Source organism: Streptomyces sp. CB02009 (assembly GCF_001905825.1).
In the GTDB taxonomy this organism is placed as follows: Bacteria; Actinomycetota; Actinomycetes; order Streptomycetales; family Streptomycetaceae; genus Streptomyces.
This window is the reverse complement of sequence record NZ_LIVV01000001.1, coordinates 1,644,529-1,660,693: the sequence shown is the minus strand read 5'-3', so window position 1 is coordinate 1,660,693 and position 16,165 is coordinate 1,644,529. Positions and strand designations below refer to the sequence as shown.

Below are 16,165 nucleotides of genomic sequence, written 5' to 3'. Positions count from 1 at the left end.
ATCGTCCAGAACATCGGACGCGCCCTGCGCCCGAATCCCGACGGCAGCGTGAAGACGGCGCGGATCATCATCCCGGTCTTCCTCCAGCCCGGGGAAGACCCGAAGGACATGGTCGCCTCGGCCAGCTACCAGCCCCTCGTCGACATCCTCCAGGCGCTGCGCTCGCACTCGGAACGCATGGTCGACCAGCTCGCCTCCCGCGCCCTCACCCGCGGCAGCGCCGAACGCCGGCGCATCCACGTCCACCCCTCCCCCGCGACCGCGGCCGGCCCGGAGAACGGGGACATGCCCGCGGAGACCAGCCAGGCGCAGCAGGAGGCCGACCGGGTCGCCTCCATCGTGGTCAACTTCGCCTCCCCCCGCGACGCCGCCGACATCGCCGCCCTCACCCGCTGCCGCGTCATCCGCCCCCAGTCCCTCGTCTGGCTCGAGGGCTACCAAGCCCTCACCCGCTGGCGAGCTGAGAACGGGATCACCGGCCTGCACTCCGTGCCCTATGACGTCGAGACCGCAGTCGGGACGACGAAGACGTTCCCCCTTGGCCGATGGGTGCATCAACAGCGAAAGACGCTGCGGGCCGGGGAGCTCGACCCCCACCGCAAGAACCTCCTCGACATGCCAGAGGCCGGCATGGTGTGGGAACCCGGCGACGAAGCATGGGAGAACAAACTCGCCGCACTCCGCTCGTACCACCAAGCACACGGGCACCTCGCACCCCGACAGAACGCTGTCTGGGGCGAAGGCGCGGCAGACGGGGAGCAGCTAGCTGTCGGACAGCTCCTCGCCAACCTCCGCCGCAGGGGCGGGCTCGGGAAGGATGCGGAGCGGGCCACGGCGCGCGCGGAGCAGCTGGCGGAGATCGACCCGGACTGGAACTGCCCCTGGCCACTCGACTGGCAACGCCACCACAAGGTCCTCGCCGACCTCGCCGACGCCGAGGACGATGGAGTGCTGCCCGACATCAAGCCCGGCGTGCTCTTCGAGGGCGACGACATCGGACGCTGGATCCAGCAGCAACGCAACCCAGGCACCTGGAAGCAGCTCTCCACCGAACAGCAAGAACGACTGACGAAGCTCGGCGTGCAGCCCGACCAGGCACCGGCCCCCGCCCCGACGGCGGCGCGTACGACAAAGGGCCCGAACAAGGCACAACAAGCATTCCAACGCGGACTCACAGCCCTCAAGCAATGGGTGGAACGGGAAGGCGCCGACCGGCCTGTACCCCGCGGCCACACCGAACAGATCACGGTCGACGGCGAAACCGAACCGGTGGCCGTCAGGTTGGGCGTGTGGGTCTCCAACACCCGCGCGAGGCGGGACAAACTCGCCCAAGAGCAGCAGGCCGCCCTCTCTGCACTGGACGTTCCCTGGGCAGTGACCGCGCCGGTGCCGAGTCGGCCTGGGGACCTGGGTCCGGCGGGTGAAGCTGTCGTCCAGCCCGTACCGTCGGACGCGTGCGGGTAGGAATGCCAGAGCCGAGACGACACCATGAAGGACGAGATCGCCTCCCCAGTCGTAGACCTCGAACTTCGGGCCGCTGTCCGCCAGACCAAGCCCGGTCTGCAGAGACACCACGCCCTGCGCAAAGAGTTCTCATCCGTTCGGGTGAGCGGCGAGGATCGGAACATCTGCGCTTCTGCTCATGTACTTGGCTTCGGGTATGGAGCCTGGCGAAGTTGTTGCTGTGGATGCGGCGGGTGATCTCAAGGTTTCCGCTGTACCTGTGGCTACCGGCGGGGTCGACGCGTGCTTTCGTGATCCTCTGGGAAAGGCACATCAGGTTTCGTGGCTTGCGGCGGCGCAGGACGTTAGCTTTGAGGACTGTCCTTTGATTCGGTCGTTTCCCGTCCGGTATGGGCGGCGCGTGGCGCCGGGGTGGTGGTGGTCGTCGACCAGCGGGCGGCTGGTGGCGTACGGGTCTGGTGTCATGCGGACCCAGCTGATGCTGCTCGACCGGGATCCGGCGGTTGTGGCGCTGGCCTGTCGGCCAGTGGAGCTGGTGTGGCGTGAGGGCGGCAAGGTCGTCTCTCATGCGCCGCAGCTGATGGCCCGGCTTCAGGACGGCAGCGGCCTGTTGCTCGACTGCGCGGGACGCACCGGGTCGTCTGCCCGGCTGGCGGAGCGGGCGCGGGTTGTGGCGGCTGCCGCGGAGGCAGTGGGCTGGCCCTATCGGCTCGCGGGGCCGCCGGATCCGATGTTGGTGGCCAATGTGCGGTGGCTGGCCGGTTACCGGCATCCCCGGTACGCCGCAGGACCGTGGATGCCGGCTCTGGTGGAGGCGTTCAGGAGTCCGCGGCCAGCGGTGGAGGCCGTGCGGGAGCTGGGTGAGCCGATCGCCCTGTGGCCCGCGGTCTTTCATGCGCTGTGGAGCGGTGTGCTTCGGGTGCGGCTGGACGAGCCGTTGCATGAGCGCGCCGTTGTCTCGGTCGCCCGGCAGGAGGCCGGAGCGGCATGAGGCAAGCGGTTGTCGGAGTCGGGGCGCGCCTTCGCTACGACGAACGGGTATGGACGGTCGCCGTGCTGGAAGGTGCCCGGGCCACTCTGGTGACCGATGAGGGCACCTCGGCGGTGGTGCTGCTGCCCTATCTGTTCGCTGATCCGTCCTTCGATGTGGAAGGCGGGCCGACGCTAGGGAGGGTGCCGCCGTTCGGGCTGGTTGAGGCCCTGCCGGAACAGGTGCGCGAGCGGGCTGTGGCGTGGCAGCGGCATGCGCGGGAGGTGGAGACCGGCTTTCCTGACGCGGTCGGCCAGGGCGCCCCGCGTGAGCAGTTCGATCCGGCGACGCGGAGCCTGGCGCAGCGGGAACAGGCGAAGGCGGAGGAGTTGAGGGCGGCGGGCTGGGCCGCGAGTGCGGCGACGGTGCGCCGGATGCGGGCGCGCTACCGCAGCGAGGGCTTATGGGGGCTGGTGGACGGCCGGGCGGTGCGGGAGCGGTCGGCTGTGGGGCGGGCCGATGAGCGGGTGGTCGCGGCAGTCAGGAAGGGGCTGGAGGGGCAGCGGGAGCGGTCGACAGGCACGCTGGTACGGCTGCGCCGCCAGGTGGGGTGGCTGCTCGAGGAGGAGTACGGCGCGGGGGTGGTGGACTTGCCGCCGGCGTCAACATTCAACCGGCTTGTGCACGCGGTGGCTGACGGGCAGGGCCTTTTGGGGACAGCGGCGCAGCGGCGGTGGCACGCGTCGCGGCCGGCACCTCCGTTCACGCCGACGGTGGCACTGCGGCCGGGCGAGCTGGTGATGCTGGACAGCACGCCGCTGGACGTACTGGCGGTGCTGGATGATGGTGTGACCGGCCGTCTTGAACTGTGCATCGCGCTGGACGTGGCGACGCGCAGCCTCTGCGCCGCGCTGCTGCGCCCTGTGGGCACGACGTCGGTGGACGCGGCGATGCTGCTGGCGCAGATGGTGGTGCCAGCAGTGATGCGGCCGGGCTGGGACAAGGCACTGTCCATGCAGCGGTCCGTCATCCCGTATGAGCGGCTGATCGCGTTGGACGCTCGGCTGGGGCGGGCGGCCGCACGGCCGGTGATCATGCCGGAGACTGTGGTGGTGGACCAGGGCCGGGTGTATGTGTCGGCTTCGTTCGTCTCCGCGTGCGAGAGCCTGGGGGTGTCGGTGCAGCCGGTTCCGCCGGCGAACGGCCCCGCGAAGGGGAACGTGGAGCGGACCTTCCGCGCCATCGCCGACGGCTTCAGCCAGTATCTGCCGGGCCACACCGGCTCGGACGTCTGCCAGCGGGGCGCGGCCACGCAGGAGGATGCGTGCTGGAGCCTGGCGCAGCTTCAGGAGCTGCTGGACGAGTGGGTCATCTGCGGGTGGCAGGAGCGCCGTCACGAGGCGCTGCGACACCCGGTGATGCCGCAGGTCGCCGTCTCCCCGAACGAGATGTGGGCAGCGCTGGTAGCGGTGACGGGGCACGTGCCGGTGCCGTTGTCCGCCGACGACTACGTTGAGCTGCTGCCCTTGCGGTGGCTGGGGATCAACGACTATGGCGTCCGCTTCGGCTGCCGCACCTACGACCACCCCGGCCTGAACGCCTACCGGCGCCGCCGCTCACCGCAGACGGAGAAGAACGGACGGTGGGAGGTCCACCACAACCCCTACGATCCGAACCGGGTGTGGGTGCGCCTGCCTGAGGGATGGCTGGAGGTGCCGTGGGTCCACGCGGCGGCGGTACGGCGCCCCTTCACCGCGTTCACCTTCGACCACGTCCGCCGCACCGTGGAACGCCGGCATGGCCGCGAAGAGCACGAGGCGGCGATCGCCCAGGCGCTGGATGGGCTGCTGCGCCGTGCCAGTCAGGGACTGGGCAGCAGACGAGAGCGGACGGTAGCTGCCCGGGCCCAGGCTGCCGCGCAGATGACTGATCTCTCCCCCGTCACCACACCGCAGCAGTGGCCTGCGTCTCTCGCGCCGGGGGCCTCGTTCGGGCTGCCCGGCTCCTTCACCGTCCCGCTGGACGCCGACGGCTGGGACATCGACGACAGCCTGGATGACATCGATGACGATCCGGGCGGCGAGGACTTCCTTCTCGCCGCCCTCGCCGGCGGCCAGGACGTCACGGCGGGCCACGCGGATGAAGCGTCCGAGCCGACGGCCGCAACGGCCGGAAACCAGGCCGCTGAGCAGACGCCGGGCGTTGCCGGGGCGGGCAGCATGCGCATCTACGACCCGTACCAGGAGGCCCTGGCATGGTGACGACGGCGCAGCCCGCCAGCACTTTCAGTCCACTGACGACGTGGGACAGGTGGCAGCAGTTCGTCGACACGCCCCACACCCGGGCTCGGGACGTCGGCGACCAGGAGTGGACGCTGGAGCAGCGGGAGGACTACCACGCACGGTTCGTCGTGCTGAAGACCCCTGCCATGGACACCATCTCCACCGCGGTACGCCGCCTGCTGCTGCTCAACCGCGGCCAGCAGGGCGGAGCCAGACGCGGCCTGATCATCTCCGGGCCGGCCACCACCGGGAAGACCACCGCGATGCAGCAGCTCGGGCGCACCGTCGAACTCGCCGACCGGCGCCGCCACCCCGACCAGGACGGGCGTCTGCAGGTGCTGTTCATCACCGTGCCGCCGGGCCGCCGTCCTCCACACCGAAGATGCTCATCAGCGAGCTCGCCCGCTTCCTCGGCCTGCCTACGCTGGAGCGGATGAACCAGATCCAGATCACTAACGCCGTGTGCGAGCTGCTGTGCGAGATGGGCACCCAGCTGGTCCTGGTCGACGACGTGCATCTGATGGACACCCGCAGCCGGGCTGGCGCCGAGACTTCCGACCAGCTGAAGTACCTCGGTGAGCGGATCCCAGCGACGTTCGTCTACTCCGGCATCGACGTCGAAGCCTCACCGCTGCTGACCGGCGTGCGCGGCTCCCAGCTCGCCGGCCGCTTCAAGATCGTGCGCAACCAGCCGCTGCGCTACGGCAGCAGCGGCGACAAGCAGGTCTGGAATGACCTGGTGAACGGCATGGACAGCGCGCTGCGGCTGCGCCAGCACCGGCCCGGCACGCTGGTCACACACGCCGCCTACCTGCACGCCCGCACCGGCGGCCGCATGGGCAGCCTCTCCCACCTCATCCGCGAAGCCGCCCTGGTCTCCCTGCTGGACGGCACCGAGAAGATCACCAAGAAGCTCCTCGAACACATCGAGCTCGACACCGCCGCCGAACAACGGGCCCGGGCACCCAGGCGCCACCCGATGCCCACGCACCGCCAGCCCTGACCGGCGTCCGCCACCAGGGCCGAGAACCGTATGAGAGGCAGGCGCCAGAACGCCGCCGACCGTGTCGGGGAGCGCGCTGAGCGGTGTGGCAGAGCGATCGCTGCCGGCGGTTTGGACAACGCCCTCATCCATGGCGATGAGTTCGGCGCCCTCGCGGACGCCGAGCACGCCAGATTGCGCGACGTCGCCACCTCGTGGACCCGGCTGCGTGCGGAGGACGGCGAGGTCATCGGCACGGAGATCGCCGACGCGATCGTGGGTGGTCTGGCTGCTCTCGTCAGCAGTGCTCGGCGCCAGGGCCAGGGCGTCTACTACTGGGTCGCGTAGCACTTCATGCCCGAAGCCAGATGACGAGGGCCGCGGCGGTGGCGCTGCCGAGGAAGACGTAGCCGAGCTTGTCGTAGCGAGTGGCGACCGCCCGGGACTGCTTCATGCGGTTGATCGCCCGCTCGACGGTGTTGCGCTTCTTGTAGCGGTCCCCATCGAAGCCGGGCGGCCGTCCACCACGTGCCCCTTTGCGCAGTCGGGCCGCCTGGCTGCCAGTCTTCTCCGGGATGGTGTGGCGGATCCCCCGCCGTCGCAGGTACTCGCGGATGAGGCCGTTACTGTAGGCCCTGTCAGCCGCGAGGCTGTCGGGCTTCTTGCGCGGCCCGCCCAGGCCAGATCTGGGCACCCGGATCTTCTCCAGACCGGCTCGAACTGGGTGCAGTCCGCCCGCTGACCTGGAGTGACGATCAGGGACAGTGGGCGGCAGCGGCCGTCCCCGCTCAGGTGAAGCTTGCTCGTGAGCCCGCCCCGCGAGCGGCCCAGGCCCTCGCCTCCCACGCCACCTCCACCAGGCGGGCAAGAAGGCTCTGCCACGGCGTCTCGTCCTGGTGTTCCACCCCTGCGGCCCCCTCTGATCCCGGGGCCAGCGGCAGGTCGGTGCGGGCGCCGGCCGCGTGCTGATGCGCGCGGACGATAGTGGAGTCGACCGAGATGTCCCAGTCGACCTCGCCTGCGGCGTCGGCCGCGGCCTGGACCTGCTGGAGCAGACGCTCCCAGGTGCCGTCGGCCAACCACAGGCGATGGCACTCGGTGAGCTTGTGACTGCGGCCGGCCGGCAGGGGTAGACGGCTGACCGGCCCGCCCGTCGGCGCGGCCAGAACTCAGGAGAGGACACGATCAGCGTGAGCGACGCCGAGCAGCGGAAGCAGACCCCCGACGGAGCGGCCGAACTCCTGGTTCGCTGTCTGGAGAACGAGGGCGTCGAGGTGGTGTTCGGCGTACCCGGCGAGGAGAACATCCGTTTCACCAACGCCCTCGCCCGCTCGGAGAAGATCCGCTACGTCCTCACCAGGCACGAGCAGGCCGCGTCTTTCATGGCGGAGATGTACGGCCGGCTCACCGGCTCGGCGGGGGTGATGTCCGCGACGCTGGGGCCCGGCGCGATCAACCTGATGCTGGGCGTCGCGGACGCCATGACGAACAGCACGCCCGTCGTCGCGATCACCGCGCAGGTCGGCAAGGAGCGCAACTACAAGGAGTCCCACCAGTTCGTGGACCTGGTGAGCATGTTCGCCCCGGTCACCAAGTGGTCGGCGGAGGTCCCGGCCACCCGGGCCATCCCCGAGATGGTGCGGCGCGCGTTCAAGACTGCGGAGTCCGAGCGGCCCGGTGCCGTCTATCTCGCCGTGCCCGAGGACGTCGACGCGGCGACGGACGGCTCGGACCTGCGCCCGCTGCGCAGGAACGTCGTTCAGCCCGAGGCCCCGTCCCCGAAGCAGATCGAGCGAGCCGTGGAGCTGCTGCGGGAGGCCCGCCGGCCGGTGATCCTCGCCGGACACGGCGCGGCGCGCGGCGGCGCCGCGGAGTCGCTGGCGGCGTTCGCCGCCGCACTCGACGTGTCGACGGCGACCACGTTCCACGGCAAGGGCGTCCTGCCCGATGACCACCCGTGCGCGACCGGCACGTTCGGCTTCATGCGGCGCGACTACACCAACTTCGGATTCGAGGAGGCCGACGTCGTCATCGCCGTCGGCTACGAGCTGCAGGAGTTCGACCCCTCCCGGATCAACCCGGACGGCGACAAGAAGATCATCCACATCCACCGCGTCCCGGCGGAGGTGGACGACAGCTACTCGGTCGACGTCGGCATCATCGGCGACATCTCGGCCTCCCTTGACGCCCTCGCCAGCGAGCTCGGCGGCCTGCGCTGGACCATCGACGACGAGGACACCGTGGCCACCCGCGCCCTGCTGGCCAAGGAACTCGAGCAGGGCGCCGCGGACGAGCGCTACCCGCTCGCCCCGCAGCGCGTCATCGCCGACACCCGCGCCGCGCTCGGTCGCGACGACATCGTGCTGGTCGACACCGGCGCGCTGAAGATGTGGATGGCCCGGCTCTACCCGACGTACGCGCCGAACACCTGCCTCATCTCCAACGGCTTGTCCACCATGGGCTTCTCGCTGCCCGGCGCGCTCGCGGTTCAGCTCGCCAGGCCGCAGTCGAAGGTGCTGGCGGCGGTCGGCGACGGCTCGTTCCTCATGCACTCCCAGGAGATCGAGACGGCGGTCCGCGAGAACATTCCGCTGACCGTGCTGATCTGGGAGGACAACGGTTACGGGCTCATCAAGTGGAAGATGGACCTGGAGGTCGGGGAAAACTCCAACACCGACTTCGGCAACCCGGACATCGTCCAGTACGCCCGCAGCTTCGGCGCGAAGGGCTACCACATCGAGTCCGCCGGGGACCTGCTGCCGACGCTCCGTGAGGCACTGGCGGACCCGGGCGTGTCGATCATCAACTGCCCGGTGGACTACGCCGAGAACATGAACCTCATCAAGTACCTCGGGCACCTCGACTCGGCGCTCTGACCCGCCCGCGGCGCGGCCCGACTCCCGTACGGGCCGCGCAGCGGCCATCCCGCGAGGGCGGTGCCGGCTGGTCTCCGGCACCGCGTGGCATTTCCGCGGCGCGGGGTAGGGGGTCACCGTGAGTTTCGGCCGGTCGAGGAGAGGAACGAATGTGATGCGTGCTCGGAGCATAGGTGCGGCAGCCGCCACGGGGTTGGCACTGGTGGCCGCCCGCGACCTCGTGCAGAAGAAGCACGCGCTGCTGAGGAACTTCCCCCTGGTGGGACACGCCAGGTATCTGCTGGAGACGATCGGCCCCGAGCTACGGCAGTACATCGTGACGTCCAACGACGAGGAGCGTCCCTTCAGCCGTGACCAGCGCAGCTGGATCTACGCGTCGGCGAAGGGGGAGAACAACCACTTCGGGTTCGGCACCGACAACGACGTCGAGCACGTGCAGGGTCATGCCTACGTGAAGCAGCGTACGTTCGCCGGTCCGCTGCCCGATCTGAGCGACCCACAAGCGGCGTTGCCCTCGGCCAAAGTGCTCGGCGGACCGCGCGGCCGCGCGAAGGCGTTCCGCCCGGCGAGCGTCATCAACATCTCGGCGATGAGCTTCGGCTCGCTGTCCGGCGCGGCCGTCACGGCGCTCAACAAGGGCGCGGCGCTGGCCGGGACGATGCAGAACACCGGAGAGGGCGGCCTGTCGCCCTACCACCTCAACGGCGGGGACCTTGTCCTCCAGATCGGTACGTCGTACTTCGGCTGCCGCAACGAGGACGGGACGTTCAACCTCGACAAGCTCAAGTCACTGGTCGCGGGCGCGCCCGTCAAGGCGATCGAGATCAAGCTCTCGCAGGGCGCGAAGCCGGGGCTCGGCGGCCTGCTGCCGGGCGCGAAGGTGACCGACGAGATTGCCGCGATCCGCGGCATTCCCGCGGGCGAGGACTGCGCTTCGCCGTCGCGGCACACCGCGTTCCACGACGTGGACTCGATGCTCGACTTCGTGGAACTGTTGGCCACGGAGACCGGATTGCCGGTCGGGATCAAGAGCGCCATCGGGGACATGGACTTCTGGGAGGAACTCGCCACGCTGATGGAGCGGGGTGAGCGAGGGGTCGACTTCGTGACCGTCGACGGTGGCGAGGGCGGCACCGGGGCGGCTCCCCTGATCTTCGCCGACTCGGTGTCCCTGCCGTTCCGCATGGGCTTCTCCCGCGTCTACGGTGTGTTCGCCGAGCGGGGCCTGACCGACGACATCACCTTCATCGGCTCCGGCAAGCTCGGCCTGCCCGAGAACGCCGTCGTCGCGTTCGCCCTCGGCGTCGACATGATCAACGTGGGCCGTGAGGCGATGCTGTCCATCGGCTGCATCCAGGCCCAGAAGTGCCACACCGACAAGTGCCCCACCGGCATCGCCACCCAGAACCCGTGGCTGGCGCGCGGCATCGACGCGCCCTCGAAGAGCATCCGGGCCGCGATGTATCTGCGCACCTTGCGCAGGGAGTTGCTGAAGGTCTCGGGCGCCGTCGGTGTCCCCCACCCGTCGCTCATCACCCCGACCGACATAGACATCCTGAACGGCGACTACGACGCCCGCACCCTGGGGAGCGTGTACGGCTACAAGGACGGCTGGGGCTCGCTCGGGCCGGACCTCGCCCACGAGATCGCCGAGCTGCTCACCACCTGAGCTAGCCACTCGGCCAACTCTCTTCAACCGTCATGGCCTGCGCAGCACGCCCACCGAGTGGAGCGCACCGAGCGGACGGTGGTGCGCGTCGCGGTGCGCACCGGATGGACTCGGTGCGCGCATCACCGCACCGGTGCGCACCGACCCGGTGCGGTGATGCGGTCAACTCGGTGGAGTGACCGCGAGGCGTCGGCGGTGCGCACCACCCCAGCGAGTGCGCGCCATCGAGTCCGCTCAGTGGCCGGCCTCCGGCCGCGGTGCGGTCCGGGCTCCTGCGGGCGGTGCGCCTGCTGGCCGTCCCGGCGCACCGGGTGCACTGCATCGGCACAGCACCAGCCAGTGCTCCAGGGTCCGCAGCCGTGGAAGGTCTGGCGACAGCTCGGACATCAGGCACCCGGGGGTTCACCGTCGCGCGGGGCACGGTAGAACTCAACGACGCAGGACCGCCCACCGGTCCGGAATCGAAACGCGCAGCCGGTCGTCCAGAGCACGCCTCCAGAGGCGGCCCGATTCGTCCAGGTGAGTCTGTGGATCTGCTGGATGACCTCGTCCATCCACGCGCCGACCGCCCGCCGACGCGGCTGCGGTGAGCGCCATAGCGAGGCCGGGTCCGGCATCGCTGCCATGTCGTTGCCGACAGCGGCAGCCAGGGTCCCGCCGACGAGGGCGCGGCTCGCGCCAGTGCCCCGCAGGGCAACGGCCAGCCGGGGCGGTTCAGCGCCGCTCGACTCCCCCTACGCCACGTGCGAGCGTGACACGGACATCGGGCGGGTGCAGGAGTCCGGTCGAAGCAGCCTGAGCAGCCTGATTGTCACCAGCGGGGCACGCGGCCTGTCACAGGTTCTCCTTCGCGACCACCGTGACCGGCCAGAAGCAGCCCCTCAGTATCCCAAGCTGGCGTAGATGGTGACGTTCTTGCCGTTGTCCCTGGCTCCGACGCACAGGTCACGCTGGTCGAGCAGCCAGCCGTTGCGGCGGCACCTCTCCTGCTGGAGGCCCAGTGCGCGGATGATCTCCGGGCGGGACAAGTCATCCCTGCTGGCGACCTTCACAAAGCGCCAGCAGCCGCCGGAACCGCAGCTGGTGCCCTCGCTGATCATGCTGATGCTCGGCGGCAACGAGGGGAGAGCCTTGGACGGCGGGGCCTCCGAACCTTCGCTGATCAGCAGCGCGTACCAGGGGCCGACCACGAGGGTGAGGGCGAACTGCATCCCCAGGAAGCCGATCGCCCCGTTGCGGCGGACCATCCATTCCGGAGGACGGGAGTTCTCGTGCCGGCGTTCCAGTCCCGCACCGCAGACGATGAGCGCAGGCGCCAGGATCGTGAACACGAGATGGGCGTCGGGCCGGGGGGCGTGGATCCATACCTGCTGGACGCTGATCAGCAGACCGGCTCCTGCGAGCAACGTGGCGCCGATCGCGAAGCCGACAAGACGGGTACGGGCGATCGCTGTCCAGACGGCGGTAGGCGCGACGGCAAAGAGTATCCCCAGGACGGTCAGCATGTATGGGGGACGTACCGCCTCAAGCGACCGGTTCCACAGAGCCAGATTTGACCTCAGGGACAATTCCCGCAGAGGCCGCGGGGAATCGCCGGGCAAGACCTATGGTGTCCACCCAGACCGAGCGCCGCCTGCTGCAGGCGAATGCCGGCCAGATCTTCGAGAGCAGGGCCGACCCTTACAGCGGGTACCGCCTGGCGTATCCCGAGTTGCTCACGAACTCCGTGGCGGCTCTGGCGCACGATCACATCGCCGTCCCTCGGATGGTCGACCTCGGCCGCGGTCCCTGCCCGATCATCCTGACCCTGGCTGCTCCAGGGATCGACATGCTTGCCGTGGACCCCAGCAGCAAGACTCTCCCCACCGTGAGGAAACAGGCCGGTGGGCGCGAGGAGCGGCGAGCCATTCGCAACCTTGTGGGCGCGCGATGTCCGGGCGGGGCGCGCGATACGCAACGCTCGCCACCGTCACCGCATCAGCATCGCCGAGATCGCCCTGTCCGCCGGAAACGGGACGGCCCTTCAACGAGCCGCTCATGGAACGCATGTGCGTCAACTTGGCGATCGTTTCTTCATTCATTCCAGTGGCGCGTGAACGCCAGAGTGCCATGTCATCCGGTCAGCACGGGAGGTACGCGCGTGCGTTGTGGTCCACGGGTGGCCGGTGGGGTCGCCGGAAGTCTGCGGCGGGAGGCGGGAGCACCGTAACGCTCGATGTCCTCCGCGGGTAAACCCGACGGTCGGTGCTGGCCGGGAGGCTTCAGGCTCCGCTGTACCCGGCGGCACAGGGGCGGTGAGCTACAGGGCGTTCCTGCCGCTCGGCCTGTGTTCCAGGCCGGCGGGGTCCATCGCGCACCGTCGACCGATCGGAGACGTCACCATGAGCACACCTCCTTCCGTCCCCCTCCGTGTCGCCCTCGTCAACGGAAGCTTCGAGCAGCCGTCCGTCACCGACATGGCGTTCCTCCCGGACGCCTCGCAGACCCAGGCCCCGCGGCACGTCCCGGGCTGGCTCACCACAGCCACGGACCACATGGTCGAGGTGTGGCACTCCGGCTTCAACGGCGTGCCCTCCGCGGAGGGCGAGCAGTTCGCCGAACTCAACGCCAACCAGGTCTCCACCCTCTACCAGGACCTGCCGACCACCCCGGGCACCAAGCTGTACTGGCGGCTGTACCACCGCGGCCGGCAGGGGCAGGACACGATGGCCCTGGACATCGGCGCTCCGGGCAGCACGGTCGAGCAGCGCTCCTTCACCGACGGCAACACCGCGTGGGGGTACTACACCGGCACCTACACCGTCCCGGCCGGGCAGACCACCACCCGATTCGCCTTCCGATCCGTCTCGGCGGCCGGCGGCAACCGTGGAATCGGCAACTTCCTCGACGGGGTGTTCTTCGGTACCGCTCCCCACGTGGTGCTCACGAAGACCGCCGTCCCGGCCGGCCCGTTGGACGTCGGCGATGTCGTCACCTACCGGATCACCGCCAAGAACGAAGGGGGCGGAGCCGCCGAGCGGCTCACCCTCACCGACGCACTGCCGCCGGGGACGACGTACGTGCCCGGCTCCCTCCGCATCATCGACGGCCCGAACGCCGGAGTGAAGACCGACCGGGCGGGTGACGACGAGGCCGCGTACGACTCCGCGAGCGACACGGTGGTCTTCCGGCTCGGCACCGGCGCCTCCGCCGGCCAGGGCGGCAGTCTGGCCAACACCGCCGCTCTGCCCGGGGGCACCACCGTCGAGTACCGGGTCACCCTCGGTCTGGAGACGGCGGGCACCCGGGTGACCAACACCGCTGTCGCCGCGTACGAGAACCGGCTCGGCTCCACCCCGGAGCCACTGACGTCCACCTCCGACGAGGCGGTGACCGAGGTGAGGCCGGCTGCCGATCTGGGCGTGACCAAGGCGGCCGACGCGACCACCGTGACCGTCGGTCAGACCGTGACGTACCGTCTGACCGTCCACAACGCCGGTCCCAGCCCGGCCACCGGCGTCACGGTCACCGACCGGCTCCCCGACGGCCTCACCTTCCTGTCCGCCGACACCGACGCTGGCGCCTACGACCCGGAGACCGGCCAGTGGTCCGTCGGCGCCCTGGCCGCCGGAGCCCGCGCCACCCTCACCGTGCGGGCCAAGGCCACCAGGCCCGGCCGCGTCACCAACACGGCCACCGTCACCGCCGCCGAGAAGGACCCCGACCCGTCCGACAACACCGACTCGGTCACCGTGTGCGTCGAACCCGCACCTGCTTGCTGCACCCCCTGCGTGCCCCGCACCTGACCGGCTGTCGGCCAGGAGGGCGGCTTTCGCCGAGAGGGCTGTTGTACGTCGGGGATGCTGGCCCCCCTCACCCCCTGCCGCCCATGCCTGACGGCCGCGGCTTCGACGCGTTCTGAGTCGTTCCGCATGCCCTGCGGGAGGCGAGGTGAGCGGCGACTCCTCGGCACCGGCGAGACGGCCGGTGCCGAGGGGCGTACACGCGTACGTCTCGTCGGTTACGTGACGGATCCGCCACGTCGCCTTTGGCGGGCATGGCAGGCATGGCGGGCATGGCGTCATGGGCTGTCGACAAGGTCCCGAGGCCGATCACGATCATCCAGTGCCACCGTGAGCAGGGCAGCCGGTCGAGTCAGGCCGGCACGGCGGTCGTCACGGTTCCTGTGGATGCGGGCTCAGGGTTGTCCCGCGCCGTGTCTCCGGTCATGGCTCCCTCTCTTCGGGCGCGTTTCTGTGGGTTCCCCGCTCCGGAGCGGCCATGCGTACGTGGATCCGAACGTCGTATCCGGCGTGCGGCCGACGGCCGCTCCGCAGCCGCACCCCGACATCGCCGACGGTCGGGAGCAGCCCGGGTGGCACCGGGTCCGCTGTGCGGCCGTCCTCCGGATGGCAGGCAACCGGCCGGAGGACGGCCGTCGTGCTCTGCGTCCGCGCCACCGGGTGGCCCTCCGCGTGGGCGGCTCCCAGCTCTACGGAGCAGATGCCCTGTTAATCTCCAGAACGACCGCCCGATATGCCTGGAACAGAGTCCACATGTCATTCTTCGTTTTCGCGACCCACGCCTCGAACGGCTTCGGCTTCTTCTTTACGCCGTTCTCCTCCCTCTTTCTCTTATACGCGTCCTGGTCGAATATGATCGATTCAAGTCCGGCTTGGTCTGACACTGCTGTGACGGCTTGTGCCGCTTCCATGTGCGCCCAACCGTAGAGGAACGGGAGCTCGTTGACCGCGGTGACCATCTGCCGGGAGAATTCTCCGTAACGCTGCGAGTTCGCGTCTCCGGTCCGCCCGGAGCCGCCTCCCTTTACTGCTGCCGCCGATTCGAAGTCAGCATTCGCGCGCTGCGTCACCGCGGCGTTCGCAAGCACCTCCAGCTGATCGATCTGCCTCGCTATATCTGGATTGTCACCCGCGAGCTCCGTGTTCTGTGTCCTGAGCGAGGTAATGAGGCCCAGAATGGCGCTACCCAGGGCATTGAAGAGATGATCGCCCTGCTTGGGCCCGTCCACGGCCCTCCCTTTCGGCATCCTTTGAATGATGGTTTCGTTGGGATGGACATCGCGTCCAACGGTCGCCGCAGTTCCCTCAGTTCGCTGAACCGGCGCGGCTCCTGACATGACGCGCGTGGCATTGGACTCCGCCTCTCGTTCGAAGCGGTCGGAGGGGTCGCTGATGGACAGGCCGGCGCCGTTGTCGGTTCCGGCGACGGGGCCCCGGCGTTGCTGGATCACATGGGTCAGTTCGTGCGCGAGGGTGTGCTTGTCGCTGCCGCCGTCGCCCAGGGCGATGTTGTTGCCGCTGGTGTACGCATGGGCACCGATCTCGGCGGCGGAGTCGCGGGCAGCCTGATCGTCGTGGATACGGACGTCGCTGAAGTCGGCCCCGAGCCGGGCCTCCATCTCTTCGCGGAGCGGGGCGGCGAGAGGGCGGCCGGAGCCGGAGAGAACGCCGTGGACGGAGGAGCGCTGGACGTCGGGCTGCTCGGCCTGCTGATGGCCGCAGCTCGCACCGTGCTGATGCCGCTCCAGCTCCCGTTCCTTCTGCTGAACCGGTGCCAGGGCATGGGGATGGCTGGAGAGCTGGAGCATGCGGAGGACTGCGGTATTGCCCGCGGCGCGCTGGAGCGCGAGCAACCCGGAATCGTCCCGAGGGGCCGGCGTACGAGGGAGCGGTGACTTGGCTGTGGGGGCCTGGTCGTGGTGGTGGGCGTGCTGTGCCAACGGAGTGCCTTTCGTGAGGCGGACACAGCCCACGAGACCGTTTCGGTGTTCTCCCGGGCGAGGTGTCCGGGGGCAGACTCAGGGGCACAGTTCTCGTCCTTCTGGTCACGGGCCCTGCGCTCTCCCTGCACTCTCGGCCTGCCGCCACATCCCCACACTCGACGCCTTCTGGGGACGGGCCCTCTCCCGACAGGCATCGC

General features: G+C 69.6%; 11 protein-coding genes and 2 pseudogenes. 8 read left to right on the top strand and 5 right to left on the bottom strand.

Annotated features, from left to right (window positions below; genetic code table 11):
* The 5 genes and pseudogenes from AMK27_RS07405 to AMK27_RS07385 all read left to right on the top strand — a co-directional run.
* Positions 1-1,464: helicase associated domain-containing protein (locus AMK27_RS07405; RefSeq protein ID WP_198955803.1), on the top strand; the 1,464-nt coding region annotated here is incomplete at its 5' end.
* A 178-nt stretch (positions 1,465-1,642) separates the two neighbouring features.
* Positions 1,643-2,455, top strand: a complete 813-nt coding sequence (locus AMK27_RS07400; protein WP_338014288.1) for a TnsA-like heteromeric transposase endonuclease subunit — start codon at positions 1,643-1,645, stop codon at positions 2,453-2,455.
* A complete protein-coding gene (locus AMK27_RS07395; RefSeq protein ID WP_073903734.1) occupies positions 2,452-4,695 on the top strand; it encodes a DDE-type integrase/transposase/recombinase in 2,244 nt (747 codons plus the stop codon). Before AMK27_RS07400 ends, AMK27_RS07395 begins: the two co-directional genes overlap by 4 nt.
* Positions 4,689-5,719: pseudogene (locus tag AMK27_RS44500) on the top strand (TniB family NTP-binding protein). The gene AMK27_RS07395 and the pseudogene AMK27_RS44500 overlap by 7 nt, the downstream one beginning before the upstream one ends.
* Before the next feature lie 111 nt (positions 5,720-5,830).
* Positions 5,831-6,046 (top strand): hypothetical protein, encoded by a 216-nt coding sequence (locus AMK27_RS07385; RefSeq protein WP_241847343.1) that lies wholly within the window; start codon positions 5,831-5,833, stop codon positions 6,044-6,046.
* Between the two features lie 4 nt (positions 6,047-6,050).
* Here AMK27_RS07385 and AMK27_RS41140 read toward each other — a convergent pair whose 3' ends face one another.
* Together AMK27_RS41140 and AMK27_RS44495 are read right to left on the bottom strand one after the other, a co-directional pair.
* Positions 6,051-6,392 carry a transposase gene (locus AMK27_RS41140; protein WP_158076908.1) on the bottom strand — a complete coding sequence of 114 codons (342 nt, stop codon included), beginning with the start codon at positions 6,390-6,392 and terminating at the stop codon, positions 6,051-6,053.
* Positions 6,393-6,486: 94 nt separating this feature from the next.
* Positions 6,487-6,777: a transposase gene (locus AMK27_RS44495; RefSeq protein WP_445194835.1), complete on the bottom strand. Its 291-nt coding sequence runs from the start codon at positions 6,775-6,777 to the stop codon at positions 6,487-6,489.
* A 111-nt stretch (positions 6,778-6,888) separates the two neighbouring features.
* On the opposite strand from AMK27_RS44495, the gene AMK27_RS07370 reads away from it, so the two are divergent.
* Positions 6,889-8,574 carry an acetolactate synthase large subunit gene (locus tag AMK27_RS07370; RefSeq protein ID WP_073903730.1) on the top strand — a complete coding sequence of 562 codons (1,686 nt, stop codon included), beginning with the start codon at positions 6,889-6,891 and terminating at the stop codon, positions 8,572-8,574.
* A gap of 154 nt (positions 8,575-8,728) precedes the next feature.
* Complete coding sequence (locus AMK27_RS07365; protein WP_073903728.1) at positions 8,729-10,243, top strand: FMN-binding glutamate synthase family protein; 1,515 nt, start codon at positions 8,729-8,731, stop codon at positions 10,241-10,243.
* Positions 10,244-11,124: 881 nt separating this feature from the next.
* Here AMK27_RS07365 and AMK27_RS07360 read toward each other — a convergent pair.
* Positions 11,125-11,748, bottom strand: a complete 624-nt coding sequence (locus tag AMK27_RS07360; RefSeq protein WP_073903726.1) for a hypothetical protein — start codon at positions 11,746-11,748, stop codon at positions 11,125-11,127.
* Between the two features lie 876 nt (positions 11,749-12,624).
* Here AMK27_RS07360 and AMK27_RS07355 point away from each other — a divergent pair.
* The gene (locus tag AMK27_RS07355; RefSeq protein ID WP_079188242.1) at positions 12,625-14,028 is read left to right on the top strand and encodes a DUF7507 domain-containing protein; all 1,404 of its coding nucleotides are present in this window, start codon (positions 12,625-12,627) and stop codon (positions 14,026-14,028) included.
* Positions 14,029-14,317: 289 nt separating this feature from the next.
* On the opposite strand, the pseudogene AMK27_RS44490 reads toward AMK27_RS07355, so the two are convergent.
* Both AMK27_RS44490 and AMK27_RS44485 read right to left on the bottom strand, forming a co-directional pair.
* Positions 14,318-14,530: pseudogene (locus AMK27_RS44490) on the bottom strand (MFS transporter); the annotation flags it as partial.
* A 184-nt stretch (positions 14,531-14,714) separates the two neighbouring features.
* Entirely contained in the window at positions 14,715-15,878 is a 1,164-nt protein-coding gene (locus tag AMK27_RS44485) for an eCIS core domain-containing protein (protein WP_073903724.1), read from the bottom strand.
* Between the last annotated feature and the right edge of the window lie 287 nt (positions 15,879-16,165).